Annotated in this window: 21 protein-coding genes; 13 read left to right on the plus strand and 8 right to left on the minus strand. The window is 66.9% G+C overall.

Annotated features, from left to right (window positions below; translation table 11 throughout):
- Positions 1-50 precede the first annotated feature (50 nt).
- The 4 genes from rplQ to rpsM form a co-directional block, all read right to left on the minus strand.
- On the minus strand, positions 51-473 hold the full coding sequence (gene rplQ, locus AC0QC4_RS14660) for a 50S ribosomal protein L17 (RefSeq protein ID WP_483660652.1): 423 nt from the start codon (positions 471-473) through the stop codon (positions 51-53).
- Positions 474-771: 298 nt separating this feature from the next.
- On the minus strand, positions 772-1,845 hold the full coding sequence (locus tag AC0QC4_RS14665) for a DNA-directed RNA polymerase subunit alpha (protein ID WP_483660653.1): 1,074 nt from the start codon (positions 1,843-1,845) through the stop codon (positions 772-774).
- A 125-nt stretch (positions 1,846-1,970) separates the two neighbouring features.
- Positions 1,971-2,360, minus strand: a complete 390-nt coding sequence (gene rpsK, locus AC0QC4_RS14670) for a 30S ribosomal protein S11 (RefSeq protein WP_483660654.1) — start codon at positions 2,358-2,360, stop codon at positions 1,971-1,973.
- Between the two features lie 96 nt (positions 2,361-2,456).
- Positions 2,457-2,825, minus strand: coding sequence for a 30S ribosomal protein S13 (rpsM, locus tag AC0QC4_RS14675; RefSeq protein WP_483660655.1), 369 nt, complete (start codon positions 2,823-2,825; stop codon positions 2,457-2,459).
- A gap of 304 nt (positions 2,826-3,129) precedes the next feature.
- Here rpsM and ccmD point away from each other — a divergent pair, with 304 nt between their 5' ends.
- The 9 genes from ccmD to AC0QC4_RS14720 all read left to right on the plus strand — a co-directional run bounded on the left by ccmD (position 3,130) and on the right by AC0QC4_RS14720 (position 11,001).
- Positions 3,130-3,267 (plus strand): heme exporter protein CcmD, encoded by a 138-nt coding sequence (gene ccmD, locus AC0QC4_RS14680; RefSeq protein WP_483660656.1) that lies wholly within the window; start codon positions 3,130-3,132, stop codon positions 3,265-3,267.
- 1 nt (position 3,268) lies between these two features.
- Positions 3,269-3,712 (plus strand): cytochrome c maturation protein CcmE, encoded by a 444-nt coding sequence (gene ccmE / locus AC0QC4_RS14685; RefSeq protein ID WP_483660657.1) that lies wholly within the window; start codon positions 3,269-3,271, stop codon positions 3,710-3,712.
- Positions 3,709-5,643, plus strand: a complete 1,935-nt coding sequence (locus AC0QC4_RS14690) for a heme lyase CcmF/NrfE family subunit (RefSeq protein ID WP_483660658.1) — start codon at positions 3,709-3,711, stop codon at positions 5,641-5,643. The genes ccmE and AC0QC4_RS14690 overlap by 4 nt, the downstream gene beginning before the upstream one ends.
- Positions 5,640-6,224: a redoxin domain-containing protein gene (locus tag AC0QC4_RS14695; RefSeq protein WP_483660659.1), complete on the plus strand. Its 585-nt coding sequence runs from the start codon at positions 5,640-5,642 to the stop codon at positions 6,222-6,224. Before AC0QC4_RS14690 ends, AC0QC4_RS14695 begins: the two co-directional genes overlap by 4 nt.
- The gene (locus AC0QC4_RS14700) at positions 6,221-6,718 is read left to right on the plus strand and encodes a cytochrome c-type biogenesis protein (protein ID WP_483660660.1); all 498 of its coding nucleotides are present in this window, start codon (positions 6,221-6,223) and stop codon (positions 6,716-6,718) included. The genes AC0QC4_RS14695 and AC0QC4_RS14700 overlap by 4 nt, the downstream gene beginning before the upstream one ends.
- Entirely contained in the window at positions 6,715-7,419 is a 705-nt protein-coding gene (locus tag AC0QC4_RS14705; RefSeq protein ID WP_483660661.1) for a tetratricopeptide repeat protein, read from the plus strand. Before AC0QC4_RS14700 ends, AC0QC4_RS14705 begins: the two co-directional genes overlap by 4 nt.
- Before the next feature lie 98 nt (positions 7,420-7,517).
- Positions 7,518-9,440, plus strand: a complete 1,923-nt coding sequence (locus AC0QC4_RS14710) for a potassium transporter Kup (RefSeq protein ID WP_483660691.1) — start codon at positions 7,518-7,520, stop codon at positions 9,438-9,440.
- A 400-nt stretch (positions 9,441-9,840) separates the two neighbouring features.
- A complete protein-coding gene (locus tag AC0QC4_RS14715) occupies positions 9,841-10,539 on the plus strand; it encodes a hypothetical protein (RefSeq protein ID WP_483660662.1) in 699 nt (232 codons plus the stop codon).
- A 15-nt stretch (positions 10,540-10,554) separates the two neighbouring features.
- Positions 10,555-11,001, plus strand: a complete 447-nt coding sequence (locus tag AC0QC4_RS14720; protein WP_483660663.1) for an AHH domain-containing protein — start codon at positions 10,555-10,557, stop codon at positions 10,999-11,001.
- Between the two features lie 17 nt (positions 11,002-11,018).
- Here AC0QC4_RS14720 and AC0QC4_RS14725 read toward each other — a convergent pair whose 3' ends face one another.
- Complete coding sequence (locus AC0QC4_RS14725) at positions 11,019-12,002, minus strand: NAD(P)H-dependent flavin oxidoreductase (RefSeq protein WP_483660664.1); 984 nt, start codon at positions 12,000-12,002, stop codon at positions 11,019-11,021.
- 174 nt (positions 12,003-12,176) lie between these two features.
- On the opposite strand from AC0QC4_RS14725, the gene AC0QC4_RS14730 reads away from it, so the two are divergent.
- Positions 12,177-14,408, plus strand: coding sequence for an EAL domain-containing protein (locus tag AC0QC4_RS14730; RefSeq protein ID WP_483660665.1), 2,232 nt, complete (start codon positions 12,177-12,179; stop codon positions 14,406-14,408).
- A gap of 277 nt (positions 14,409-14,685) precedes the next feature.
- On the opposite strand, the gene AC0QC4_RS14735 is transcribed toward AC0QC4_RS14730, so the two are convergent.
- Positions 14,686-15,135, minus strand: a complete 450-nt coding sequence (locus AC0QC4_RS14735; protein ID WP_483660666.1) for a peptidylprolyl isomerase — start codon at positions 15,133-15,135, stop codon at positions 14,686-14,688.
- A 167-nt stretch (positions 15,136-15,302) separates the two neighbouring features.
- Between AC0QC4_RS14735 and mgtE the strand changes: the two genes are divergently transcribed.
- Both mgtE and AC0QC4_RS14745 read left to right on the plus strand, forming a co-directional pair.
- On the plus strand, positions 15,303-16,703 hold the full coding sequence (gene mgtE / locus AC0QC4_RS14740) for a magnesium transporter (protein ID WP_483660667.1): 1,401 nt from the start codon (positions 15,303-15,305) through the stop codon (positions 16,701-16,703).
- 102 nt (positions 16,704-16,805) lie between these two features.
- The gene (locus AC0QC4_RS14745) at positions 16,806-18,947 is read left to right on the plus strand and encodes a prolyl oligopeptidase family serine peptidase (RefSeq protein ID WP_483660668.1); all 2,142 of its coding nucleotides are present in this window, start codon (positions 16,806-16,808) and stop codon (positions 18,945-18,947) included.
- 13 nt (positions 18,948-18,960) lie between these two features.
- On the opposite strand, the gene AC0QC4_RS14750 is transcribed toward AC0QC4_RS14745, so the two are convergent.
- Positions 18,961-19,530, minus strand: coding sequence for an SNARE-associated domain-containing protein (locus tag AC0QC4_RS14750; protein WP_483660669.1), 570 nt, complete (start codon positions 19,528-19,530; stop codon positions 18,961-18,963).
- Positions 19,523-20,272, minus strand: coding sequence for an SDR family oxidoreductase (locus tag AC0QC4_RS14755; RefSeq protein WP_483660670.1), 750 nt, complete (start codon positions 20,270-20,272; stop codon positions 19,523-19,525). Before AC0QC4_RS14755 ends, AC0QC4_RS14750 begins: the two co-directional genes overlap by 8 nt.
- Positions 20,273-20,357: 85 nt before the next feature.
- On the opposite strand from AC0QC4_RS14755, the gene AC0QC4_RS14760 reads away from it, so the two are divergent.
- Positions 20,358-20,924 carry a Crp/Fnr family transcriptional regulator gene (locus AC0QC4_RS14760; RefSeq protein WP_483660671.1) on the plus strand — a complete coding sequence of 189 codons (567 nt, stop codon included), beginning with the start codon at positions 20,358-20,360 and terminating at the stop codon, positions 20,922-20,924.
- The last annotated feature ends 560 nt before the right edge of the window (positions 20,925-21,484 follow it).

A 21,484-nucleotide genomic window follows, 5' to 3' on the forward strand; every position in this document is an offset into this window, starting at 1 on the left:
AAAGACGATGCTTTCCGGCCCCATGGCACTATCGACAATGGCGATCCGGCTTATGCGGCTTCGCTAAAGTCCTCATCGCTCTGCACCGGGCCCGAATCCTGGCCCTTGGCAGCGACGTCGCGGTCGACGAACTCGATGACCGCCATCGCCGCGGCGTCCGAGGCACGGAAGCCGGCCTTGAGCACGCGGGTGTAGCCGCCGGGGCGACCGGCATAGCGCTCGGCCAGCACGTCGAACAGCTTCTTCAGCTGCACATCGTCACCGAGGCGGGCCATGGCGAGACGACGGTTGGCGAGGCCACCGCGCTTGGCCAGCGTGACCAGCTTTTCGATATAGGGGCGCAGTTCCTTCGCCTTGGCGAGGGTGGTGGTGATCTGCTCATGCTTGATCAGCGAGGCCGACATGTTGCGGAACATCGCGATACGATGGGCCGAGGTACGCTGCAGCTTACGGCCACCAACTTTATGACGCATTTTCTTTCTCCGTTTCGCCTTCCCCTAGCGCAAGCGCTAGCGGCGGGCCGTTTGTCATGGGGCCGTGCGAGGTACCCCGTGCCAGGCAGCGAAAAGGGGCTGCCCATCCCTTGGGCCTCTCCCCTTCAGGGGAGAGGTAGTGGAGGTTGCCAGCTTGCTGGCTACCGAAACTCGGAGAGGGGCTCAATGCCGCGCCCCTCTCCGCTGCGACTAGGCAGCAAGCTGCCAAGTCTCGCTCCTCTCCCCTGACGGGGAGAGGGCGCATTGTCTGCCTTCCCGTAACGCAAGCGCTAGCGGCTCACCCCAGCATTTCCTGCTCGAGCTTCTTGGCCATTTCCTCGATATTCTCCGGCGGCCAGCCGGGGATGTCCATGCCGAGGCGCAGACCCATCGAGGAGAGCACTTCCTTGATCTCGTTGAGCGACTTGCGGCCGAAGTTCGGCGTGCGCAGCATCTCGGCCTCGGTCTTCTGGACCAGGTCGCCGATGTAGATGATGTTGTCGTTCTTGAGGCAGTTGGCGCTGCGCACCGAAAGCTCCAGTTCGTCCACCTTCTTGAGCAGGAAGCGGTTGAGCTGGTTGGTGTCGGTCTCGTCGATATTCTGGCCACCCATCGCCGGCATGGCGACGCCGATGCGCGGGGCGGCTTCGCTGACCGCGCCATCGGAGAAGTGGACGAACACCGACAGCTGATCCTGCAGGATGCGCGCGGCATAGGCCACGGCATCTTCAGGGCTGACCGTACCGTCGGTTTCGACGGTGAGGTTGAGCTTGTCGTAATCGAGTTCCTGCCCGATGCGGGCATTGTCGATCTTGTAGGCGACCTGACGGACCGGCGAGTAGAGCGAGTCGACCGGGATCAGGCCGATCGGCGCGTCGACCGGACGGTTGTTGGCCGCAGGAACATAGCCCTTGCCGGTGTCGGCGGTCAGTTCCATGTTGAGCGTCGCGCCATCGTCGAGGTGGCAGATGACATGATCCGGGTTCATCACCTGGATGTCGCCCGACACGGCGATGTCGCCCGCGGTCACGGTCGCCGGACCGGTGGCAGAGAGCTGCAGGCGCTTGGGGCCTTCGCCTTCCATGCGCAGCGCGATCTGCTTGACGTTGAGCACGATGTCGGTGACGTCCTCACGCACGCCGGCCAGGCTCGAGAATTCGTGCAGCACATTCTCGATCTTGATCGAGGTGATCGCCGCACCCTGCAGCGAGGAGAGCAGCACGCGACGCAGCGCGTTGCCCAGCGTCAGGCCGAAGCCGCGCTCGAGCGGTTCGGCCACGAAGGTCGCCTTGCGACGCGAGTCGCTGCCGGCCTTGACTTCGAGGCCGGTCGGCTTCTTGAGTTCCTGCCAGTTCTTGCTGTTGACAGACATTCTGTTCCCCTATGGGTCAAAGGGCGGAACATGGGGTGGCGCGAACGCGGCTGGCGGTGCCGCGCTGCTGGCCACCGACCCCCGGATGCGCAGCCCGCCAGCCGCGCAAGGGGTCTACGAAACAATCAGACGCGGCGGCGCTTGGCCGGGCGAACACCATTGTGCGGGATCGAGGTCACGTCACGGATGGTGGTGATCTGGAAACCGGCGGCCTGCAGGGCACGCAGCGCCGATTCACGACCTGCGCCCGGGCCCTTCACTTCGACTTCGAGCGTGCGCACGCCATGTTCGGCGGCCTTGCGGCCGGCGTCTTCGGCGGCGACCTGGGCGGCATAAGGGGTCGACTTGCGCGAGCCCTTGAAGCCCATCATGCCGGCCGACGACCAGCTGATGGCGTTGCCCTGGGCATCGGTGATGGTGACCATGGTGTTGTTGAAGGTGGAGTTGACGTGCGCAACGCCGGACGAGATGTTCTTGCGTTCGCGACGGCGAATACGCTGGGGTTCGCGGGCCATGATGAATATCCTTGGCTGAAAGTCTTGACTGCGAGGCTGGGGAGCCTCCGGCGGAGAAAAAATAATGAAGTCCGTCCCCCGGACGGCCTTCCTCTCTTATTTTTTCTTGCCGGCGATGGCCTTGGCCTTGCCCTTGCGGGTGCGGGCGTTGGTGTGGGTGCGCTGACCGCGCACCGGCAGGCCCTTGCGGTGCCTGAGGCCACGATAGCAGCCCAGATCCATCAGGCGCTTGATGTTCATCGCAGTTTCGCGGCGAAGATCGCCCTCGACCGTGTAATCGGCGTCGATGGTTTCACGGATCTGCAGCACTTCCGCATCGCTCAGGTCCTGGATGCGACGGGTTTCGTCGATTCCGACCTTGGCAGCGATGTCCTTGGCGTTCTTGGCGCCGATGCCGTGGATATACTGGAGCGCAATGATTACGCGCTTGTTGGTGGGCAGATTGACGCCCGCAATACGTGCCATGCTGATATATTCTCCTGGCTCCACAGGACGACTGGCTATCGTCCTATCTCAAAGCGAGTGATTCGGGGGTCGCCCCCCAGCGTGCCGGTAACGCAAAAACGCAGCCATTGCCGTGCCTTACGGGCGCGCCAGTGGCCGATCCTTGGTTCCGAGAGGCGTTGCCCTTAGGGGAAAGGCCGGTTCAGCGCAAGTGTCGAAACAGCCTGGCGCGTCGCCTGTTGCCGGATGGCGGGGCACCGGGGACGGCGATACCGTCCTCATGACCCCTCGACAGCCACCGCGCCATCCGGCAAAGCGCAATGCCATGCAAGACCAATGGGATTTCGTCATTGCCGCCTATGCCGTCACCGCTGTCGGCACCCTCGGCGTCCTTGTCCATAGCTGGCTCAGGATGCGCGCCGCGGAACGCCGCGTGTCGGACCTGATGCAGGACCGCGACTGACATGAAACCCAAGCAGCAACGCCTGATGCTCGCCGCAGCGGCGCTGGTCGCCATCGTCGGCGCCGGCCTGCTCGCCAGCCTGGCGCTCAAGGACCAGGCGGCCTTCTTCTACACGCCCGCAGAGGCCAAGGCGGCGACCATCACCCCCGGCGACGCTGCGCGGCTGGGCGGGATGGTCGAAGCGGGCAGCATTGTGCGCCTGCCCGACGGGGTCAGCATCACCTTCCGCCTGACGGACGGACAGGCGAGCGTGCCGGTACGCTATACCGGCATCGTGCCGGACCTGTTCGCCGAGGGCCAGGGCGCGGTGGCCGACGGGCGTTTCACCGCCGACGGCACCTTCATCGCCGACGAAATCCTCGCCAAGCATGACGAGAATTACATGCCGCCGCAGATGGGCGAGATGCCGAAAAATGCCGGGGCGACGGTGGAGGGCGGCGCATGATCGCCGAACTCGGTCATGCGATGCTGTGGATCGCGGCGGCGCTGGCGCTGCTGCAGATCGTTGCCGGTGTGATGGAACTGCGCGGGGCGCCGCTGATCGCCGCCCGCCCGCTCGCCATCGCGCAAGGGCTGCTCACCCTCGCCGCCTTCCTGCTGCTGATCTGGCTGTTCGTCCGCTCCGACATGTCGGTCGATCTGGTCGCGCGCAACAGCCATTCGGACAAGCCGCTGATCTACAAGATCAGCGGCGCCTGGGGCAATCATGAAGGCTCGATGCTGCTGTGGCTGACCATCCTCGGCTTTGCCGGCGCCTGCATCGGCCTGTTCGAAAAGCGGCTCGATACACGTACGCTGACCGCGACGCTGACCGCGCAGGCCGCACTGGCGGTCGGCTTCTTCGCCTTCCTGCTGTTCGTCTCCAACCCGTTCAAGCGGCTGATCCCGGCACCGCCACAGGGCATGGGCCTCAACCCGCTGCTGCAGGACCCCGGCCTCGCCTTCCATCCGCCGACGCTCTACATCGGCTATGTCGGCCTGTCGGTCGCCTTCTCCTTCGCGGTCGGCGCGCTCGTCACCCGCGACGTCGGCCCGGCCTTTGCCCGGGCGATGCGGCCGTGGGTGCTGGGATCGTGGATCTTCCTGACGCTGGGCATCACTGCGGGCAGCTATTGGGCCTATTATGAGCTCGGCTGGGGCGGCTGGTGGTTCTGGGATCCGGTGGAGAATGCCTCGCTGATGCCGTGGCTGGCAGCGACCGCGCTGCTGCACTCGGTCAGCGTCACCGCAACCCGCGACGCGCTGCGCGCCTGGACGGTGATGCTGGCGGTGGTCGGCTTTTCGATGTCGATGGTCGGCACCTTCCTCGTCCGTTCGGGCCTGCTGACCAGCGTCCACAGCTTTGCCACCGATCCCGCGCGCGGCACCTTCATCCTGGCGCTGCTCGCCATCTATATCGGCGGCGCGCTGCTGCTGTTCGCGCTGCGCGTCGGCAGTGTCGCGGAAAGCCAGAAGTTCAACTGGCTGAGCCGCGAAGCCGCGCTGGTGATCAACAATCTGCTGCTGACGATCATCCTCGTCGTGGTGCTGGTCGGCACCTTGTCGCCGATCGTCGCCGAAGCCTTCGGCTCGAAGATTTCGGTCGGCCCGCCCTATTACAATCCGGTCGCCGGCCTGTTCGCGCTGCCGCTGGTCGCGGTGATGGTGCTGGGGCCGCTGCTGCGGTGGCGGCGTGACGACGGGGCCAAGGCCAAGCGCTGGCTGCCGGTGCTGCTCGCCATTCCCATGCTGACCGTCGCCACGCTGGTGCTGGTCGCGCCGGGCATGTCGATCCTGTCGATGCTCGGCCTGGCGCTGGGCATTGCCGTGATGCTGATCAGCTTCGCGCCGCTGGTCGGCCGCAATCTCAGGCGCACCCCGCTCGCCATATATGGCATGGTCATCGCCCATTTCGGCATCGGGCTGGCGCTGGTGGGGATGGCGAGCGAGAGCGCCTTCATCAAGGAGCGGCTGGTCGCGGTCCGCGCGGGCGAGCAGACCAGCGTCTCCAACTGGACGGTGACGCTGGCCGATGTCCGCCCGGTGCTGGGGCCGAACTGGACCGCGATCGAGGCCGAGCTGACGGTGCGCCGCAACAATGGCGACCCGGTGACGATGCGCCCGCAGGCACGCAGCTTCACCCAGCCGCCGACCGAAACCAATGAGGCGGCGCTGCTGACCACCTGGGACGGGCAGCTCTATGCCGTGCTCGGCCAGAGCGCCGGCCGCGACGCGCAGGGCCGCGAACGCTGGCAGCTGCGCCTGTGGTGGAAACCGCTGGTGTGGTGGATCTGGCTGGGCGGCGGGCTGATCGCGCTCGGCGGCGCGCTGGCGCTGATCGGCCGCGCCCAGCCGCAGCGGCTGATCCCGGCGCTGCGCAGGGGAAGCGCGGCATGAGCGGCGGCACGGCACCTTCCAACCGCAATGCGCGGCCCGATGTCGCCCGGCCATCCTTTTGGCTGTGGCTGCCGCTGATCATCGTCGGCGCGCTCGGGCTGCTGTTCGCCTGGGGGCTGATGGCGGGCGGGCAAAGCCGCCTGATCGAATCGCACTGGATCGACAAGCCGATGCCGGTGTTCGACCTGCCGCCGGCGATGCCCGGCCAGCCCGGCCTTGCCAGCCGCGACTTTGCCGACGGCAAGCCGCGCCTGCTCAACGTCTTTGCCAGCTGGTGCGTGCCGTGCCGTGTCGAGGCACCGGTGCTCGAGGAACTGCGCGATCGCGGGGTGATCATCGAAGGCATCGCCATCCGCGACCGGCAGGACCAGCTCGCCGCCTTCCTTGCCGAAAATGGCAATCCCTATGCCGGCATCGGTGCGGACACGCGCAGCCAGGTGCAGATCGCGCTGGGCTCCTCGGGCGTGCCGGAGACGTTCCTGGTCGATGGCAACGGCATCATCCGCGAACAGATCCAGGGCATCATCGAGCCCGAGCGGATCCCCGAGATCATGGCCAAGCTCGAGGAGATGCGGCAATGAGGTGGCTGATCGCGCTGCTCATGGCGCTGGGCCTTGCCGCACCGCTCGCGGCACAGTCGAGCCTGCCGCCCGCGCCCTACGCCTATCGCCAGCTCGACGACCCGGCGAAGGAAGCGCAGGCGCGCGATCTGATGCACGAGCTGCGCTGCCTGGTCTGCCAGGGTCAGTCGATTGCCGATTCCGACGCGCCGCTGGCCGGCGACATGCGCAGCCAGGTGCGCGAAAAGCTGCTCGCCGGGGAAACACCGGCCCAGATCAAGCAATTTCTGGTCGACCGCTATGGCAATTGGGTGACCTATGAGCCGCCGCTGGGCGCCGACACCATCATGCTCTATCTGGCGCCGCTGCTCGCCCTCCTGGTCGGCGGCTGGCTCGCGTTCAGCCGGATGCGCGGCGGCAGTGCCGAACCTGCCGGCGCGTCGGATGCCGGCGGGGTGCATAGCAGTGGGGAGCAGACCGGCGGGGAGCAGACCAGCGGGGAGACAGGCCGATGACCACGATCATCGCGGTATTGGGGCTTGGCCTCATCGTCTGGGCAGCGACCGTGCTGGCCGCTCGCCTGCCCAATGCAGCGCGCATTCCGCTGGGCGCAGCGATCATGCTGGGTCTGACCGGCTATCTGCTGCTGGGCCAGCCCGGGGCGGAAGGACGGCCGGTGGAATCGCAGGCCGACGTCGAACCGGCGGGCTTCGGTGAAAAGCTGGAGGACCCGCGCGGCGGGCTGACCGGCAATGGCGGCGATTCGGCAGCGATGCTGACCATGGCTGACGGTCTGCTGCGCAACGGCAGCACCCGTGCGGCGGCCATGCTGCTCGAAACGGCGGTGCGGCGCGACCCGCGCAACATCGACTTGTGGGTGGCCTATGGCAATGCGCTGGTCGCGCACGGCAACGGCCTGATGACCCCGGCTGCGGCGATGGCGTTCGACAAGGCGGCAGCAATCGACCCCGGCCACCCGGCGCCACCCTTTTTCGCCGGTCTTGCGCTGGCGCAGGGCGGCGACCTTGAAGGGGCGCGTGCCATCTGGCAGGAATTGCTCGACCGATCGCCGCCCAACGCGCCGTGGCGTGAGGACCTGACCGGACGCCTCGCGCAACTGCCGCCCGCGCCCGCTGCGCCCGCGCCGCCAGCCGCTGCGCCGGCTGCCCCTGCTGCGCCGACGGCCGCCCCTGCCCCCGCTGCGCAAGGCAATTGATGCCATGACGCGCTCGTGATAGGCGCGCCCGCCGACATAGGGTCGGCCCATTTTTGCGGAGTCGCGGCATGACCGCAGCAAGCACGCCGGAAGGACCCATGGACGAAGGCCATGGCGAAGACGGCGATCTCGAAACCGGTCACGGCCACGCAGACCCGTTTCTGAAGCTGGCGGTCGGCGCCATCGGCGTTGTCTTCGGCGACATCGGCACCAGCCCGATCTACGCTTTCCGCGAAACCTTCGCCGGGCACCACCCGCTCGCGCCCGACGCGGTGCACATCTATGGCGTGCTCAGCCTCGTCTTCTGGTCGATGATGCTGGTGGTGACGCTGAAATATGTCGCGATCATCATGCGCGCCGACAACAAGGGCGAGGGCGGCAGTCTGGCGCTGCTGGCGCTGATCAACCGATCGACCACCGACACCCGCAAATGGGCGCCGATGATCGTCATGCTGGGCGTGTTCGCGACCGCTCTCTTCTATGGCGACAGCATGATCACGCCGGCGGTCACCGTGCTTGGCGCGGTCGAGGGTCTGGTGGTGCTGGACCCGCGCACCTCGACATTCGTGTTGCCGATCACCGTGGGCATCATCGTCGGCCTGTTCCTGATCCAGAGCCGCGGCACCGGCAAGGTCGGGCAATTGTTCGGGCCGATCATGCTCGTCTACTTTGCCGTGCTGGCGACCCTCGGCACGGTGCAGATCATCGAGAATCCCAGCATACTCAAGGCCCTGAACCCCTGGTATGCGTTCAATTTCTTTCGCATCGACGGCTGGCTCGCCTTTCTGGCGCTAGGGTCGGTCGTCCTCGCCGTCACGGGTGCGGAGGCGCTCTACGCCGATATGGGCCATTTCGGCCGCAAGCCGATCGGACTGTCGTGGATGGTGTTCGTGCTTCCCGCGCTGATGCTGAACTATCTCGGGCAGGGGGCGATGATCGTTGCCCTGTCCCCGGCCGAAGCGGCCGAAGCCATCCGCAATCCCTTCTTCCTGCTCGCACCGGAAGCCCTGCGCCTGCCGCTGGTCATCCTTGCGACCATGGCCGCCATCATCGCCAGCCAGGCGGTCATCACCGGCGCTTTCTCGGTCACGCAGCAGGCGATCCAACTCGGTTTCATACCGCGCATGCGCATTGACCATACCAGCGCCGCGTCCGCCGGGCAGATCTACATCCCCACGGTCAACTGGGGGCTGATGGTGATGGTGATCGTGCTGGTGCTGACCTTCCAGTCATCGTCCAACCTCGCTGCGGCCTATGGCATTGCCGTGACCGGGGCGATGACCATCGACACCTGCCTGCTGGTGGTGGTGCTGTTCAGCCTGTGGCGCTGGCATTGGGGCTATGCGGTGCCGCTGCTCGCGATCTTCTTCATCGTCGACATCGCCTATCTGACCGCCAATCTGACCAAGGTGCCCGATGGCGGCTGGGTGCCGCTGATCATCGGCCTGATCATCTTCACGCTGCTGACCACCTGGGCGCGCGGCCGCAAGCTGATGCAGGAGCGGCTGGCGGAAGGCGCGATGCCGATCAGCCTGTTCGTGCAGAGCGCCGCCAACAGCGCCAAGCGGGTGCCCGGGACGGCGGTGTTCATGACCTCCACCGCCAAGGGCGTGCCCCCTGCCCTGCTCCACAACCTCAAGCACAACAAGGTGCTGCACGAGCGCATCATCCTGCTGACCGTGCAGATCAAAGACGTGCCGTTCGTCGACGACGAGCGGCTGCTCGACTGCGAGGATCTGGGCCAGGGCTTCCACCGGGTGATCCTGCGCTATGGCTTCATGCAGACGCCCGATGTGCCCGCCGCGCTGGAACGGGTGACGATGTGCGGCCCGCAGTTCCGCATGATCGACACCAGCTTTTTCCTCTCCCGCCAGACATTGCTCGCCTCCGCGCGGCCGGGGATGGCGATCTGGCGCGAAAAGCTGTTCGCGTGGATGCTGCGCAACGCGGAAAGCGCGATGGAGTTTTTCCGCCTGCCCACCAATCGCGTCGTCGAACTGGGCAGCCAGGTCGAAATCTGAGGCGAAGGCTCCGAAATGGAGCCAGTCTTTCAGTTTATGGTGGCGCAGGGGCCGCCAGTGCGCCTAGGTCGTAAACCCATAAAATGCGCGTTCGAGGTTCGAGGCCATTTTGTTCAGGGCAAGGAGGCAAGGCGCAGGAATATGTCGATATTTCAAGCTTTGCCGACGCAGCCATGGACAAAATGGGTCGAACCCCTTCGGGGCGGCGAAATGGCTTCGATCTCGGCTCCAAGCGGCCTTGCAGGTGGAACCACCACCCGCGGCGGCCACCTGAACCCGACATCTTCGCCATTTCGCTGCCTCGAACGTGCATTTTATGAGTTTACGACCTAGCCTGCAATGTATGGAGGATGGAGCGGCGATCGGCGCATCGGGGCGCGATGATCGACCCGGGGGCTGGATGCTGCTCTGGGCTCCGGCGGCGTCGGCGCAATCGGTGCCGCCGCTGCGCGCGCTGTTCGCGCGATCCGGCCTCAATCCCGACGATGCGCAGCAGCTGAGCTTCGGCGGGCGCACGATGCAGTGGGCCGCCGGCGCCGACGCCGCGCCGCTGTTTGCCGAAGCGACCCGCGCCCCCTGCCGCACCATCGGCACCGCATCGCCACCGCCAGCCGAAGGCGGCTGGACGCTGGCGCTGCGCTGCCAGGACGACCGGCGCGACATCGAGGGCCTGCTGCGGCTGAGCGCGCTCACGGGGATGATCGCATCGCCGATCGACGGCTGCCTGATCGGCTGGCTGCCCGCACGCCTATGGTCCCCCGCCGGCCTGTTCTGCGACGCAGTGGCCGCGGTCGAACGGCAGGGTCTGCCGCCGGTGATGCATCTGATCGGCTTCGATTGCAGTGCGGGCGAGGAGATACTGGTCGGCAGCGCCGGGCTGGCCTGGTTCTGCGATCACGAATTGCGGTTAACCGCGCCTTCGGCCTGTGGCGCAAGGCAGGCTTTACGCCATGCTGCGAGGCTGGCGGTCGACGCGATGATGCATGGGGGCATCGACGGACCGATGACGGTGGCGGGCATAGACGACGGGGATGTGCTGGCGATCGACGCGCCGCGCGACGGCATCGTCCATGCCGCGCTGAGGCCAGCCGGCGACTGACCGGCAGGCGGCACGGTGCGCGCGGCCGATGCCTGTGCCAGCCGGTTCCAGCAGCATCATCTGATTCCGCTCGCGCTGCTGCGCCACGCCCAGATCGGGCGCTTCCTGCGCGGGCTCAACATCGCGGGTTTCCATATCGACGACGACCGCACCAATCTGATCCGCCTGCCGTCGGACGAGGCGACGGCGGCGCGCTGCGGTGCGGCGATGCACCGCGGGCCGCACCCCCGCTATTCGGCGGTGGTGACCGCGCGGGTCGAGCGCATCCGCCGCCTGCACCATGCCCACGGACAGGATGCGCACGACGCCGTGGCGCGGCTGCACCGGTTGCAGCGGGCGCTGCGGGCGACGCTGGCCGGATCGGCACCGCGCCTGCTGCTGCTCAACCGGCATGACCCGATGCGGCTGTTCGCCGACTATTCGACGTTGGATGCGGCGATCGACCTCATCCATTTTCCGTAGCGCAGGGCTGCGGGTCCCTACCGCCGGCGGATTGCCCCGGCGAGTTCGTCGAACGCAGCGTGATATTCGCCCTCGAACCGCGCGACGAGATCGGCGACACTGCTGACCTTGGCGATGGTGCCGATGCCCTGGCCCGAGCCCCAGATATCCTTCCACGCCTTGGCCTTGGGGCTGTCGCCCGAGCCGAAGTTCATCGTCTTGAGATCGCCTTCGGGCAGATTGTCCGGGTCCATGCCGGCGGCGACGATCGAGCCGCGCAGATAATTGCCGTGCACGCCGGTGAAGAGATTGGAATAGACGATGTCGGCGGCGCGGCCGTCGACGATGCCCTGCTTGTAGCCATCGACCGCGTTGGCTTCCTCGGTGGCGATGAAGGCCGAGCCGATATAGGCGAAGTCCGCGCCGAGTGCCTGCGCGGCGAGGATCGAGCGGCCGCAGCCGATCGCACCCGACAGCGCCACCGGCCCGTCGAACCACTGGCGGATTTCCTGCATCAGCGCGAAGGGCGAGAGCGTGCCGGCGTGGCCGCCCGCACCTGCCGCGACCGGGATCAGGCCGTCGGCGCCCTTCTCGATCGCCTTGCGGGCGAACCGGTCATCGATCACGTCATGCAGGGTGATGCCGCCCCAGCCGTGCACCGCCTGGTTGAGCTCCTCCCGCGCGCCGAGCGAGGTGATGGTGATCGGCACCTTCCATTTTTCGCAGGTGGCGAGATCCTGCATCAGCCGGTCGTTCGATTTGTGGACGATCTGGTTGACCGCGAACGGCGCGGCCGGCGTGTCGGGATTGGCCGCATTCCAGGCGCCCAGTTCCTCGGTAATCCGGTGCAGCCATTCGTCGAGCAGGCTCTGCGGACGGGCGTTGAGCGCAGGAAAGGAGCCGACGATGCCGGCCTTGCACTGGGCGATGACCAGCTCCGGACCCGAGATGATGAACAGCGGCGAGCCGATGACCGGCAGGCGCAGCGAATCGAAAATGGCGGGAAGCGGCTGACGGGGCATGGCATTCTCTCTCCGGACAGATTTGGCTTGGTTCACCTTAACGTCAACGGAAAGTGGCGCAAGCGATGGTTGCGCAGCCACCGCGAAACATAGCCGCGGTTTACGCTATGTCCATTGTGGACCGCTACCGATGACGCACGGCCCCCGACTCGGCGCGGGGCCACGGAGCGAAAGATGAGTTTTTTCCGGTCCCTGACTGGCGGCAATGACGCGGGCACCATCGATGGCACGTCGGTGGTGCGCAGCGGCGACGCGCGTCGGCGGCTGGAACTGCTCGACGATTTCGAAAGCGCGGGGGTCGGCTGGATCTGGGCAACCGACGCCGATGGGCGGCTGATCTACCTGTCCGACGACGCGATGAAGGCGCTGGGCATGGCGGCCGAGGCGGTACTGGCACGGCCGCTGGGCGAATTGTTCGAGGTCGACCGGGACAATCCGGCCGCGAAGTCGGATCGCCCGCTCAAGTTCATCCTGACCGCGCACACCCGCATTGCCGACCTGGTGGTGCAGGTGCTGGTCGGGCCGGATAAGGAGGGCGCGCAGGGCGGCAAGGCCGGCACCGCCCGCCGGATGTGGTGGCAATTGAGCGGCCAGCCCAAGCATGACGCTTCCGGCAATTTCCTGGGCTATCGCGGCAGCGTCAAGGACGTGACCAACGATTATGAGCGTGCGCTGGTCGACAGCCGCATGGCGGAATATGACGCGCTCACCGGGCTTGCCAATCGGCACCGCATGACCCGCCGGCTCGACGTCATGCTGGCCGCGTTCAAGGAAGCGCAGCGCTCGGTCGCGCTGCTGATGCTCGATCTCGACCGGTTCAAGGCGGTCAACGACAGCATGGGCCATCCGGCCGGCGACGCGCTGCTCAAGCTGGTCGCGACCCGCCTGCAATCGGTGGTGGGCCAGCGCGGGGAAATCGGCCGGCTGGGCGGCGACGAATTCCAGATCATCCTGCCCGACCTCGACGACCGCGGCAAACTCGCCGAACTCGCCGGCAAGATCGTGCAACTGCTGTCGCAGCCCTATCTGATGGGAGACAAGCATGCCATCATCGGCGCGTCTGTCGGCATCGCCATCGCGCCCTATGACGGGGTCGAGCGCGAGGAACTGACCCGCAATGCCGACCTTGCGCTCTATGCCGCCAAGAATGGCGGGCGCGGCCAGTATCGCTTCTACGACCATGACCTGAAGGACGAGGAAGCCGAGCGGCAGGCGATGGTCGACGAGCTGCGCGACGCGCTGGAGACCAACCAGTTGCAGCTCCACTATCAGCCGGTGGTGCGCACGTCGGACAATCGCGTGGTGTGCTGCGAGGCGCTGATGCGCTGGGACCATCCCGAGCGCGGGCCGATCGGCCCTGCCACCTTCATACCGATCGCCGAGGACTATAATCTGGTCGGGCCCCTGGGTGCCTGGGCGCTCAACCGCGCCTGCGTCGATGCGGCGCAATGGCCGAGCGAGCTGCGTGTCGCCGTCAACGTCTCCGCTGCGCAGTTCGCCGATGCGGGCTTCCTCGAAACATTGAACGCCGCGCTGGAGATCAGCGGACTCGACCCGGCGCGGCTGGAACTGGAACTGACCGAAAGCGTGTTCCTGGGCGACAGCGAGACCGTCGACGAGCTGTTCCGCGCGATCAAGGCGCTGGGGGTGAGGCTGGCGCTCGACGATTTCGGGACGGGCTTTTCGTCGCTGAGCTATCTGCGCTCGGCGCCGTTCGACAAGCTCAAGGTCGACAAGAGCTTTGTTGCGAGCTGCACCCAGAACGACAAGAACAGCCTGAAGATCATCGCTGCGATCATCGGCCTGGCCGACGCGCTGGGCATGGAAACGACCGTCGAGGGCGTCGAGGCGTTCGACCAGATGGAGCTGGTCTGCGCCAAGGGCGCCCGCTACATCCAGGGCTGGCTGTTCGCCAAGGCGATGCCGATGGATGAGCTGATGGCGCGGATGAGCGCGGGCGAGTTCAGCATCGCGCCCAAGGGCCCCGACCGCTACCGACCCGAGCGCCGATCCGTGTTCCGCCGCATCGGCGTGATCCACGAAGACCACCGCTACGAAGCGATCGTGCGCGACCTTTCCATCACCGGTGCGCGCATCGAGGGATTGCTGGGCGTCCCGGCCGGCGAGGAGCTGGTGCTCGATCTCGGCAAGGGCCAGCTCGCGCTGGCGCGGGTGACGCGCAGCAGCGACAGCGACTTCGGCGTCGAGTTCGAAACGCCGCTGATCAGCGACGGGTCAGGCGGGCTGGTGACGCGCCACCGCGTCTCCCCCTATGCGCTGGCCGCCGCGGGCATGCCGCTGCATGCCTTGTCCGGCAACGGCTATGCGCAGGTGATGCGCAACGCCAATCCCGCCAGCCCGGCGCGCTTCATGGAAGTCACCATCAGCAGCGCCCGCGCCGCCTGAGGGGCGGAGTGGGTCGGACGACCCGGCGCTGAAGTCCGCGCCGCTACACCCCCCGCCCCGCACTTGATGCGGGGCCTGGCTTCGTTGGCAGCCGCGCCAGCGAAAGCCTTGCCCCGTGTCAAGCACGGGGCGACGAGAGGGGTTATCGAGATCGGTCTGGCAGCCGGCCGCACATGTGAAAAGGGTGCGCCACTGGCATGGCGCACCCTCACAAGGTCATCGATAGATGCCTGCTGCGCCTCTGCAGCGACGTGCAAAAGCAGCAAATGGCGATGGATCAGGCGACGGTCGCCTTGACGATCTTGCCCGGAGCGCGGGGCGGTTCGCCCTTGGGCAGCGCGTCGACATGCTCCATGCCGCTTTCTACCACGCCCCACACGGTGTACTGGCGATCGAGGAAGGTCGCGTCGTCGAGGCAGATGAAGAACTGGCTGTTGGCGCTGTTGGGGTTCTGTGCCCGCGCCATCGAGCAGACGCCGCGCACATGCGGCTCGCTGTTGAATTCGGCCTTGAGGTCGGGGAGCTTGGAGCCGCCCATGCCGGTGCCGGTCGGATCGCCGCCCTGCGCCATGAAACCGTCGATGACACGGTGGAAAACGACGCCGTCATAGAAGCCTTCGCTGGCGAGGGCCGTGATGCGCTCGACATGACCGGGAGCCAGATCGGGACGGAGGCGGATGACGACATCGCCGGTGTCGAGCGTCAGGGTAAGCGTTTCGGCGGTCATGGACTGTCCTTGCGTGGATTGGGGATGGCGCGCCCATAGCGGCGGGAAGCGGCGGCGTCACCCCCTGCGCCTCTCCGCTCCGGGGAGGAACTGCAATTGCCATTGGCGCGCATCGCGCCTATCCCGCCACCCACGAACCACGCAGCGCATCATCGGAAGAGGGCAGCATGAGCGACGACACGCGCATCGACCTGCCAGCGCCCGACAATCTCGACGAGGATGACCGGCTGCGCCCCGATTTCGTGCGCACCGTGCTCGCCGCCGTCGAAGCGGGCGACGACGAGGCCGCGCGCGATCTGGTGCGACCGCTGCACCCCGCCGACCGTGCCGACCTCATCGAACTGACGCGCGAAGACGCAAGGCCCGCGCTTGCCGCCGCGCTGGGCGACCTCATCGACGCGGACGTGATCGCCGAGATGAATGACTATGTCCGCGAGGACATCGTCGACACGCTCGAACCCGAGCAGGTCGCGGAAATCGCCGCCGAGCTCGATACCGACGATGCCGTCGCGATGATCGAGGACATGGAGGCCGAGGATCAGGCCGCCGTGCTCGCCGCGATGGAGCCCGAGGACCGCGCCGCGATCGAGGATGCGCTGTCCTACCCCGAGGAATCCGCCGGGCGCCTGATGCAGCGCGATCTGGTGGCAGTGCCCGAACATGTCACCGTCGGCGATGTCATCGACCGGCTGCGCGACGACCCGGAAATCGGCTCCGACTTCTGGGAAATCTATGTCGTCGACCCACTGCACCGCCCGGTCGGCTACTGCCAGCTCAGCTGGATCCTGCGCACGCCGCGGCAAATCGCCATCGCCGACGTGATGATGCGCCAGCAGACCCTGATCCCGGTCGACATGGACCAGGAAGAGGTGGCGCTGCGCTTCCAGAAATATGCGCTGATCTCCGCCGCGGTGGTCGACACCGCCGGGCGGCTGGTCGGGATGATCACCGTCGACGATGTCGTCCACATCATCCAGGAGGAAGCCGGCGAGGACGTGCTCAACCTGGCCGGCGCGGGCGAAGGCGACATCAACGAAAGCCCGGGCGAGAGCTATCGCGCGCGCATCCGCTGGCTGGTCGCCAACCTCGGCACCGCGCTGGTGGCATCGAGCGTGATCAGCTTCTTCGGCGGGGCCATCGAGCAGATGGTGGCGCTCGCCGTGCTGATGCCGATCGTCGCCGGTGTCGGCGGCAATGCCGGAACGCAGACGCTGGCGGTGACCGTGCGCGCCATCGCCACCAACCAGTTGACCCAGTCCAACACGCGCCGCGCCATCGTCCGCGAACTGACCATCGCGCTGATGAATGGCAGCACCATTGCCATCATCGCCGGGATCGGCGTGACCGTGTGGTCAGGCGACTGGCATCTCGGCGCGGTCATCGCGGCGGCGATGCTGACCAACATCGTGATTGCAGGCCTCGCCGGCGTGCTGATCCCGGTGGCGCTCGACCATTTCGACCAGGACCCGGCGGTCGCTTCCTCGGTGTTCGTGACGATGATCACCGACTCGATGGGCTTCCTCGCCTTCCTCGGGCTTGCGGTGCTGAGCGGGCTGGTGAGCCTCTAATTTGAGGCTTGCGCCGCTGCCTATGCGGCGGAATAAGCTGTGCCCAACGACGGGGGTCGCATCCCGAACTCGCCATGAATCAGCGCAGGATTCCGACCCTTTATGCTCAAGATCGACCGCCGCCGCCTGCTCGCCGCGATTGCCGCGACCACCGCCATCTCTGCCCTGCCCGCGCGCCTGCTGGCGCAGGGCGCGCCTGCCGCGGCCAAAACCGTCGACGCGACCGACGATTATTGGGGCACGACCCTGACCGACCCCTATCGCTGGATGGAAAGCGGCAGCGATCCTGACTGGCGGCCGTGGCTCGAAGCGCAGAATGCCGCGACCCGCGCGCGACTCTCCGCGCTGCCCGGCAATGCCGCGATGCAGGCGCGGGTATCGGCGCTGTCGGGCGAGAGCGTATCGACCTCCGATCTGACGCCGCTGGCCGATGGCTCGATCCTCTATGAGCAGCGCCCGGCCGGCTCGCAATTCTTCGCGCTCTATCGCCGCGCGGCGGACGGCACGGTATCGACCATCCTCGACCCGGCGACGATGCGGCAGGGCGACAGCCACATCAGCATCGACTGGTGGGATGTCTCCCCGGACCAGCGCTATCTGGTCTATGGCCTGTCGCCCGCCGGGTCAGAGGCATCGGTGCTGCACATCATGGAGCTGGCCAACGGCACCGTGCTGCCGACGCGCATCCCGATGACCGATTTCGGCGCGATCAGCTGGCTGCCGGACAGGAGCGGCTTTTTCTACCACGCGCTGACCGGCGCGCGCGAGACGCCGCAGCTCTATCTCGACAGCGAGACGCGGCTGCACCGGCTGGGCAGCGATCCGGCGAGCGACCGGGTGGTGCTGAAGCGCGGCATGTTCGCCGACGTGCCGATCACCGAAGGCCAGTTCCCGATCGTCGCCACCATCGCCGACACCGATTATGCCATGATCGGCGTCTATGACAGCGTGCCCGAAAACCGGCTGTGGACGGTGCGCGTCTCCGAATGGCTGGCGGGCAACCCGCGCTTCACCCGGGTGGCTGCGGTCGAGGACGGCATCACCGATTATGCCGCTGCCGGCGACCGGCTGTGGCTGGTGTCGGAAAAGGGCGCGCCGCGCCGCAAGCTCATCGAAACGCGGCTGTCCGCGCCCGATCTCGCCAGCGCGCAACTGGTCCTGCCGACCGGCGAGGCGGTGCTGGAGAGCGTCTATGCGATCAAGGGCGGCGCGGTCGCGCAATATCTCGATGCCGGGGTGCAGCGGCTGACCATGGTCGACGCGCGCGGCGTCCACCCGCTGCAACTGCCGTTCGGCGGCAGCACCTCGATGATGCACAGCGATGCGCGCGAAGATGCGGTGTTCGCTGCCGTCACCGACTGGCTGAGCCCGACCAAAATCGTCCGCGTCGCCCCCGATGGCAGCGCCACCGATACCGGCCTCAGCCCGCCCCCGCCGATCGATGTCTCGCCCTATGTCTCGGAACTGCGCTTCGCCACCGCGCGCGACGGCACCCGCATTCCCTACAGCTTCCTGGCCAAGCGCGGCTGGCAGGCGAACGGGCGCAACCCGGTGCTGGCGACGGCCTATGGCGCTTACGGCAGCAGCAATACGCCCTATTTCAATGCGCGGGTGATCGCCTTTCTCGAGGCGGGCGGCATCTATGTCGATGCCGCGGTGCGCGGCGGCGGCGACTATGGCCGCGAATGGCATGACGCCGGCAAGAAGGCGACCAAGCCCAACACCTGGCGTGACCTGATCGACGTCTGCGAGGCGCTGATCGCCGAGGGTGTGACCGCTCCGGCGCATCTGGTCGGCTGGGGCATATCGGCCGGCGGCATCACCATCGGCCGGGCGATGACCGAGCGGCCGGACCTGTTTGCCGGCGCGATTGCCGAGGTCGGCTTCATGAACCCGATCCGCTATGTCGCCGAACAGAATGTCGCCGATATCGAGGAATGGGGCCCGATGGTCGACGCCGAGAGCTTCCGCATCATGTATGCGATGGACGCCTATCGCGCCGTGCTCGACAACCCGGTCCCTGCGCGCTGGCCCAAGGTGCTGGTGCAGACCGGCATCAACGATCCGCGCGCTGCCCCCTTCCACAGCGCCAAATTCACCGCCGCGCTGCAGGCGAAGGGCTGCGACGCCATGCTGCGCGTCGATTTCGACGCCGGACATGGCATCGGCAGCACCCGCGCCCAGAGCGATGCGCTGCGTGCGGACGAGTTCGCGTGGGTGCTGGGCGTGGCTGGCCAGGGGTAGGCAACAGCGCGCGTCAGCGTGCCGCCCGGGCGGCCTCCACCTGCCGCAACACGGCGTCGATACCCTTGAAACGCCGCAGCAGCGTGGGCGCCTTGGCGCCGATGGCGGCCATGGCGACGGTCGGGACGATGCGGCCGCCCATCACCGCCAGCGCAATCGCAATCGGGGACAGTCCGGCGATGGCACATGCCACCACCGCGGTGCGCGGCGGCCATGGGAGCATGGCAATCAGGCCCAGCGCCGGCAGGCCATAATGGCGGACGGTCTCCAGAACCGCGGCGACGGACCCGGTATCCGGCTGTCCCACCAGCCACTGGTCGAGCACCGCCTGGCCCCAATGCTGGATGGCGAAGGCACAGAGGCCGGCACCCAATGCGGTCGCTGCGATGAAGGTGAGGCCCAAGGCGAGCCAGCGGTGCGGCAGGCCGATCGACAGACCCATCAGCAGCAACTGGTTGGGCAGCACAGGCAGGACATAGTCGCAGAGCGGGGAGACTCCGACGGCGGGCAGGAACCAGCGGCGGTCCGCGCGCCGTTCGAGCGCGAGGATCAGCCGGGCGGTGCGGGACGGCGTCTCAGCCATGGCGCATGATCCGCTCAGCGAGGGCGGGCGACAGGCCGAAGATGGCGCGCAGCAGCTTGGCCTTGCCGACATAGATGCTGGTCTTGCCGGCGACGATGCCGTCGACGATCTCCCGCGCGCAGGCGTCGGCGCTGATCTTGCCGCGCCCGCGCCCCTCGGTCATGCCGGTATCGACCAGCGGTGGCAGCGCCTCGATGACCCGCAACTGCGCCGCGCGCGCCTCCGCCTGATAGCGCAGGGCCTTGGTGAAGCTGCGCATGCCCGCCTTGGTCGCGCAATAGACCGGCGAGCTTTGCTTGGGCGCGAGCGCGAGGCCGGAGGTGACGGAGACAAGCGCGGCGGCCGGTTGCGCCAGCAACACTGGCATCACCCCCAGTGTCAGCGCGATGACGCCTTCGAAATTGAGCGCGATTTCCCGGCGCAGCGATGCGACCCGGTCGGGCGCGTCGCTGGCGACAAGATCGGTCAGCGCCTGCGTCCCGGCATTGTTGATGAGCACCGACAGATCGGAATGGTCGACACGCACCGTCGCGGCCAATGCGTCGACCGCGGCAGGATCGGCGAGATCGCAAGCTATCGTGCGTACGGCCGGGTCGAGCGTCGCGACGTCCTCCAGCGCCGAGCCGCCACGGGCCACCACGATCAGCGCGCGCGGCCGATGCGCAAGCAGCCTGGGCAGCATGGCACGCCCGATACCGCGGCTGCCGCCGGTGATGAGGATGGTCCGATCCTTCAACTGCACGCTGTTATCCTTTGTCCTATGCCAAGGAGCGCATCGATAGCGCAGACCATAGCCAGCGCGATGAACCTCGATTTATAGAGGAATGATGTTTTCGCCCGATGCCCTGATCGCCGCCATCCAGCCACGCGCCAGCAGCGACGGGCTGTGGCGGCCTGTCCGCCAGGCCAAGGGTGAGACGGTGTTCGACCAGGGCGAGCAGCGCGACCTCATCGTGCTGCAACTCTCCGGGCTTACCAAATTGGCTTATCAGGGGGCGGACGGCAGCGAATGGATCAAGAGCCTGATCGTCGATGCCGGAGTGTTCGGCACCGCCGTCGATCAAGGCGAGACCAGCCGCTTTTCGGCCCTCTGCATCGAGCCATCGCAGCTGTTGACGCTGCCGGGGGCGTGGCTGCGGCAAGCGGTTGCCGGCGATGCAGCGCTGGCCGAGCAGGTGGCTGCCTTCAACCGCTGGCTGGTCGCACGCAAGCAGGCGCGCGAGGAGGCGCTGCTGTGTCTGACCGCGGAACAGCGGTATATCGCGCTGCTGGAGAGCGAGGCATCGCTGCTCGCCCGCCTGTCGCAGGCCGACATCGCCCGCTACCTGCGGATAACACCGATCGCCTTCAGCCGCATCAAGCGCCGTATAGCCAGCCGCACGCCACGCGGGTGAACAGGCCGTGGCCCCCGGTGGCGACGCAGGTCCGGTCATTCGGCTATGGCGATTGGGGTTGCCAGTCTGCAGGCGCGCCGAATTACCCGCAGTGTCGATGATCTGTCGTCCTCACCCCCTCCGGCTTTAAGCCGCGATCGCGCGGTTGCACCGGTAGGGCAGACATTGTTCACGCAGAGGCGCAGAGGGTAGGAGGTTCACGCGGCGTGGGGAGAGAAAGGGGTTCACGCAGAGGCGCAGAGGAAGAAAACCGCAGAGATCGCAGAGAGGCTTTGCGGCGAAGCCGCCCAGATCCCGCAACCCCGCAGTCCAATCCGACAAGGCAAAAACAAGCCGCTTCGCGGATCAGCCTAGAGGTTGTCCTGTTTTGTTTGAACCGTAGTGCTGAGCTTGTCGAAGCACGCCTCGCCGATAAACGCCCTTCGACAAGCTCGCAGGCTACGGTTCCGATTCAACCCGACCAGGACAGGCTCTGAATCCTCTGCGCCCTCTGCGCCTCTGCGCGAACCCTTTCTTCTTCCTTGTCCGCGCCTCTGCGCCTCTGCGCCTCTGCGTGAGAT

The organism is Sphingomonas sp. jy18, assembly GCF_056931895.1.

Excerpts from the sequence above, each read along its gene's own strand:
- AC0QC4_RS14745 (WP_483660668.1), top strand. The coding sequence starts at position 16,806 with ATGCTCAAGATCGACCGCCGCCGCCTGCTCGCCGCGATTGCCGCGACC.
- AC0QC4_RS14725 (WP_483660664.1), bottom strand. The coding sequence starts at position 12,002 with ATGCCCCGTCAGCCGCTTCCCGCCATTTTCGATTCGCTGCGCCTGCCG.
- ccmE (WP_483660657.1), top strand. The coding sequence starts at position 3,269 with ATGAAACCCAAGCAGCAACGCCTGATGCTCGCCGCAGCGGCGCTGGTC.
- ccmD (WP_483660656.1), top strand. The coding sequence starts at position 3,130 with ATGCAAGACCAATGGGATTTCGTCATTGCCGCCTATGCCGTCACCGCT.
- AC0QC4_RS14695 (WP_483660659.1), top strand. The coding sequence starts at position 5,640 with ATGAGCGGCGGCACGGCACCTTCCAACCGCAATGCGCGGCCCGATGTC.
- AC0QC4_RS14710 (WP_483660691.1), top strand. The coding sequence starts at position 7,518 with ATGGACGAAGGCCATGGCGAAGACGGCGATCTCGAAACCGGTCACGGC.
- AC0QC4_RS14730 (WP_483660665.1), top strand. The coding sequence starts at position 12,177 with ATGAGTTTTTTCCGGTCCCTGACTGGCGGCAATGACGCGGGCACCATC.
- rpsK (WP_483660654.1), bottom strand. The coding sequence starts at position 2,360 with ATGGCCCGCGAACCCCAGCGTATTCGCCGTCGCGAACGCAAGAACATC.
- AC0QC4_RS14715 (WP_483660662.1), top strand. The coding sequence starts at position 9,841 with ATGCTGCTCTGGGCTCCGGCGGCGTCGGCGCAATCGGTGCCGCCGCTG.
- AC0QC4_RS14700 (WP_483660660.1), top strand. The coding sequence starts at position 6,221 with ATGAGGTGGCTGATCGCGCTGCTCATGGCGCTGGGCCTTGCCGCACCG.
- AC0QC4_RS14665 (WP_483660653.1), bottom strand. The coding sequence starts at position 1,845 with ATGTCTGTCAACAGCAAGAACTGGCAGGAACTCAAGAAGCCGACCGGC.
- mgtE (WP_483660667.1), top strand. The coding sequence starts at position 15,303 with ATGAGCGACGACACGCGCATCGACCTGCCAGCGCCCGACAATCTCGAC.
- AC0QC4_RS14690 (WP_483660658.1), top strand. The coding sequence starts at position 3,709 with ATGATCGCCGAACTCGGTCATGCGATGCTGTGGATCGCGGCGGCGCTG.
- AC0QC4_RS14750 (WP_483660669.1), bottom strand. The coding sequence starts at position 19,530 with ATGGCTGAGACGCCGTCCCGCACCGCCCGGCTGATCCTCGCGCTCGAA.
- AC0QC4_RS14735 (WP_483660666.1), bottom strand. The coding sequence starts at position 15,135 with ATGACCGCCGAAACGCTTACCCTGACGCTCGACACCGGCGATGTCGTC.
- rplQ (WP_483660652.1), bottom strand. The coding sequence starts at position 473 with ATGCGTCATAAAGTTGGTGGCCGTAAGCTGCAGCGTACCTCGGCCCAT.
- rpsM (WP_483660655.1), bottom strand. The coding sequence starts at position 2,825 with ATGGCACGTATTGCGGGCGTCAATCTGCCCACCAACAAGCGCGTAATC.
- AC0QC4_RS14705 (WP_483660661.1), top strand. The coding sequence starts at position 6,715 with ATGACCACGATCATCGCGGTATTGGGGCTTGGCCTCATCGTCTGGGCA.
- AC0QC4_RS14760 (WP_483660671.1), top strand. The coding sequence starts at position 20,358 with ATGTTTTCGCCCGATGCCCTGATCGCCGCCATCCAGCCACGCGCCAGC.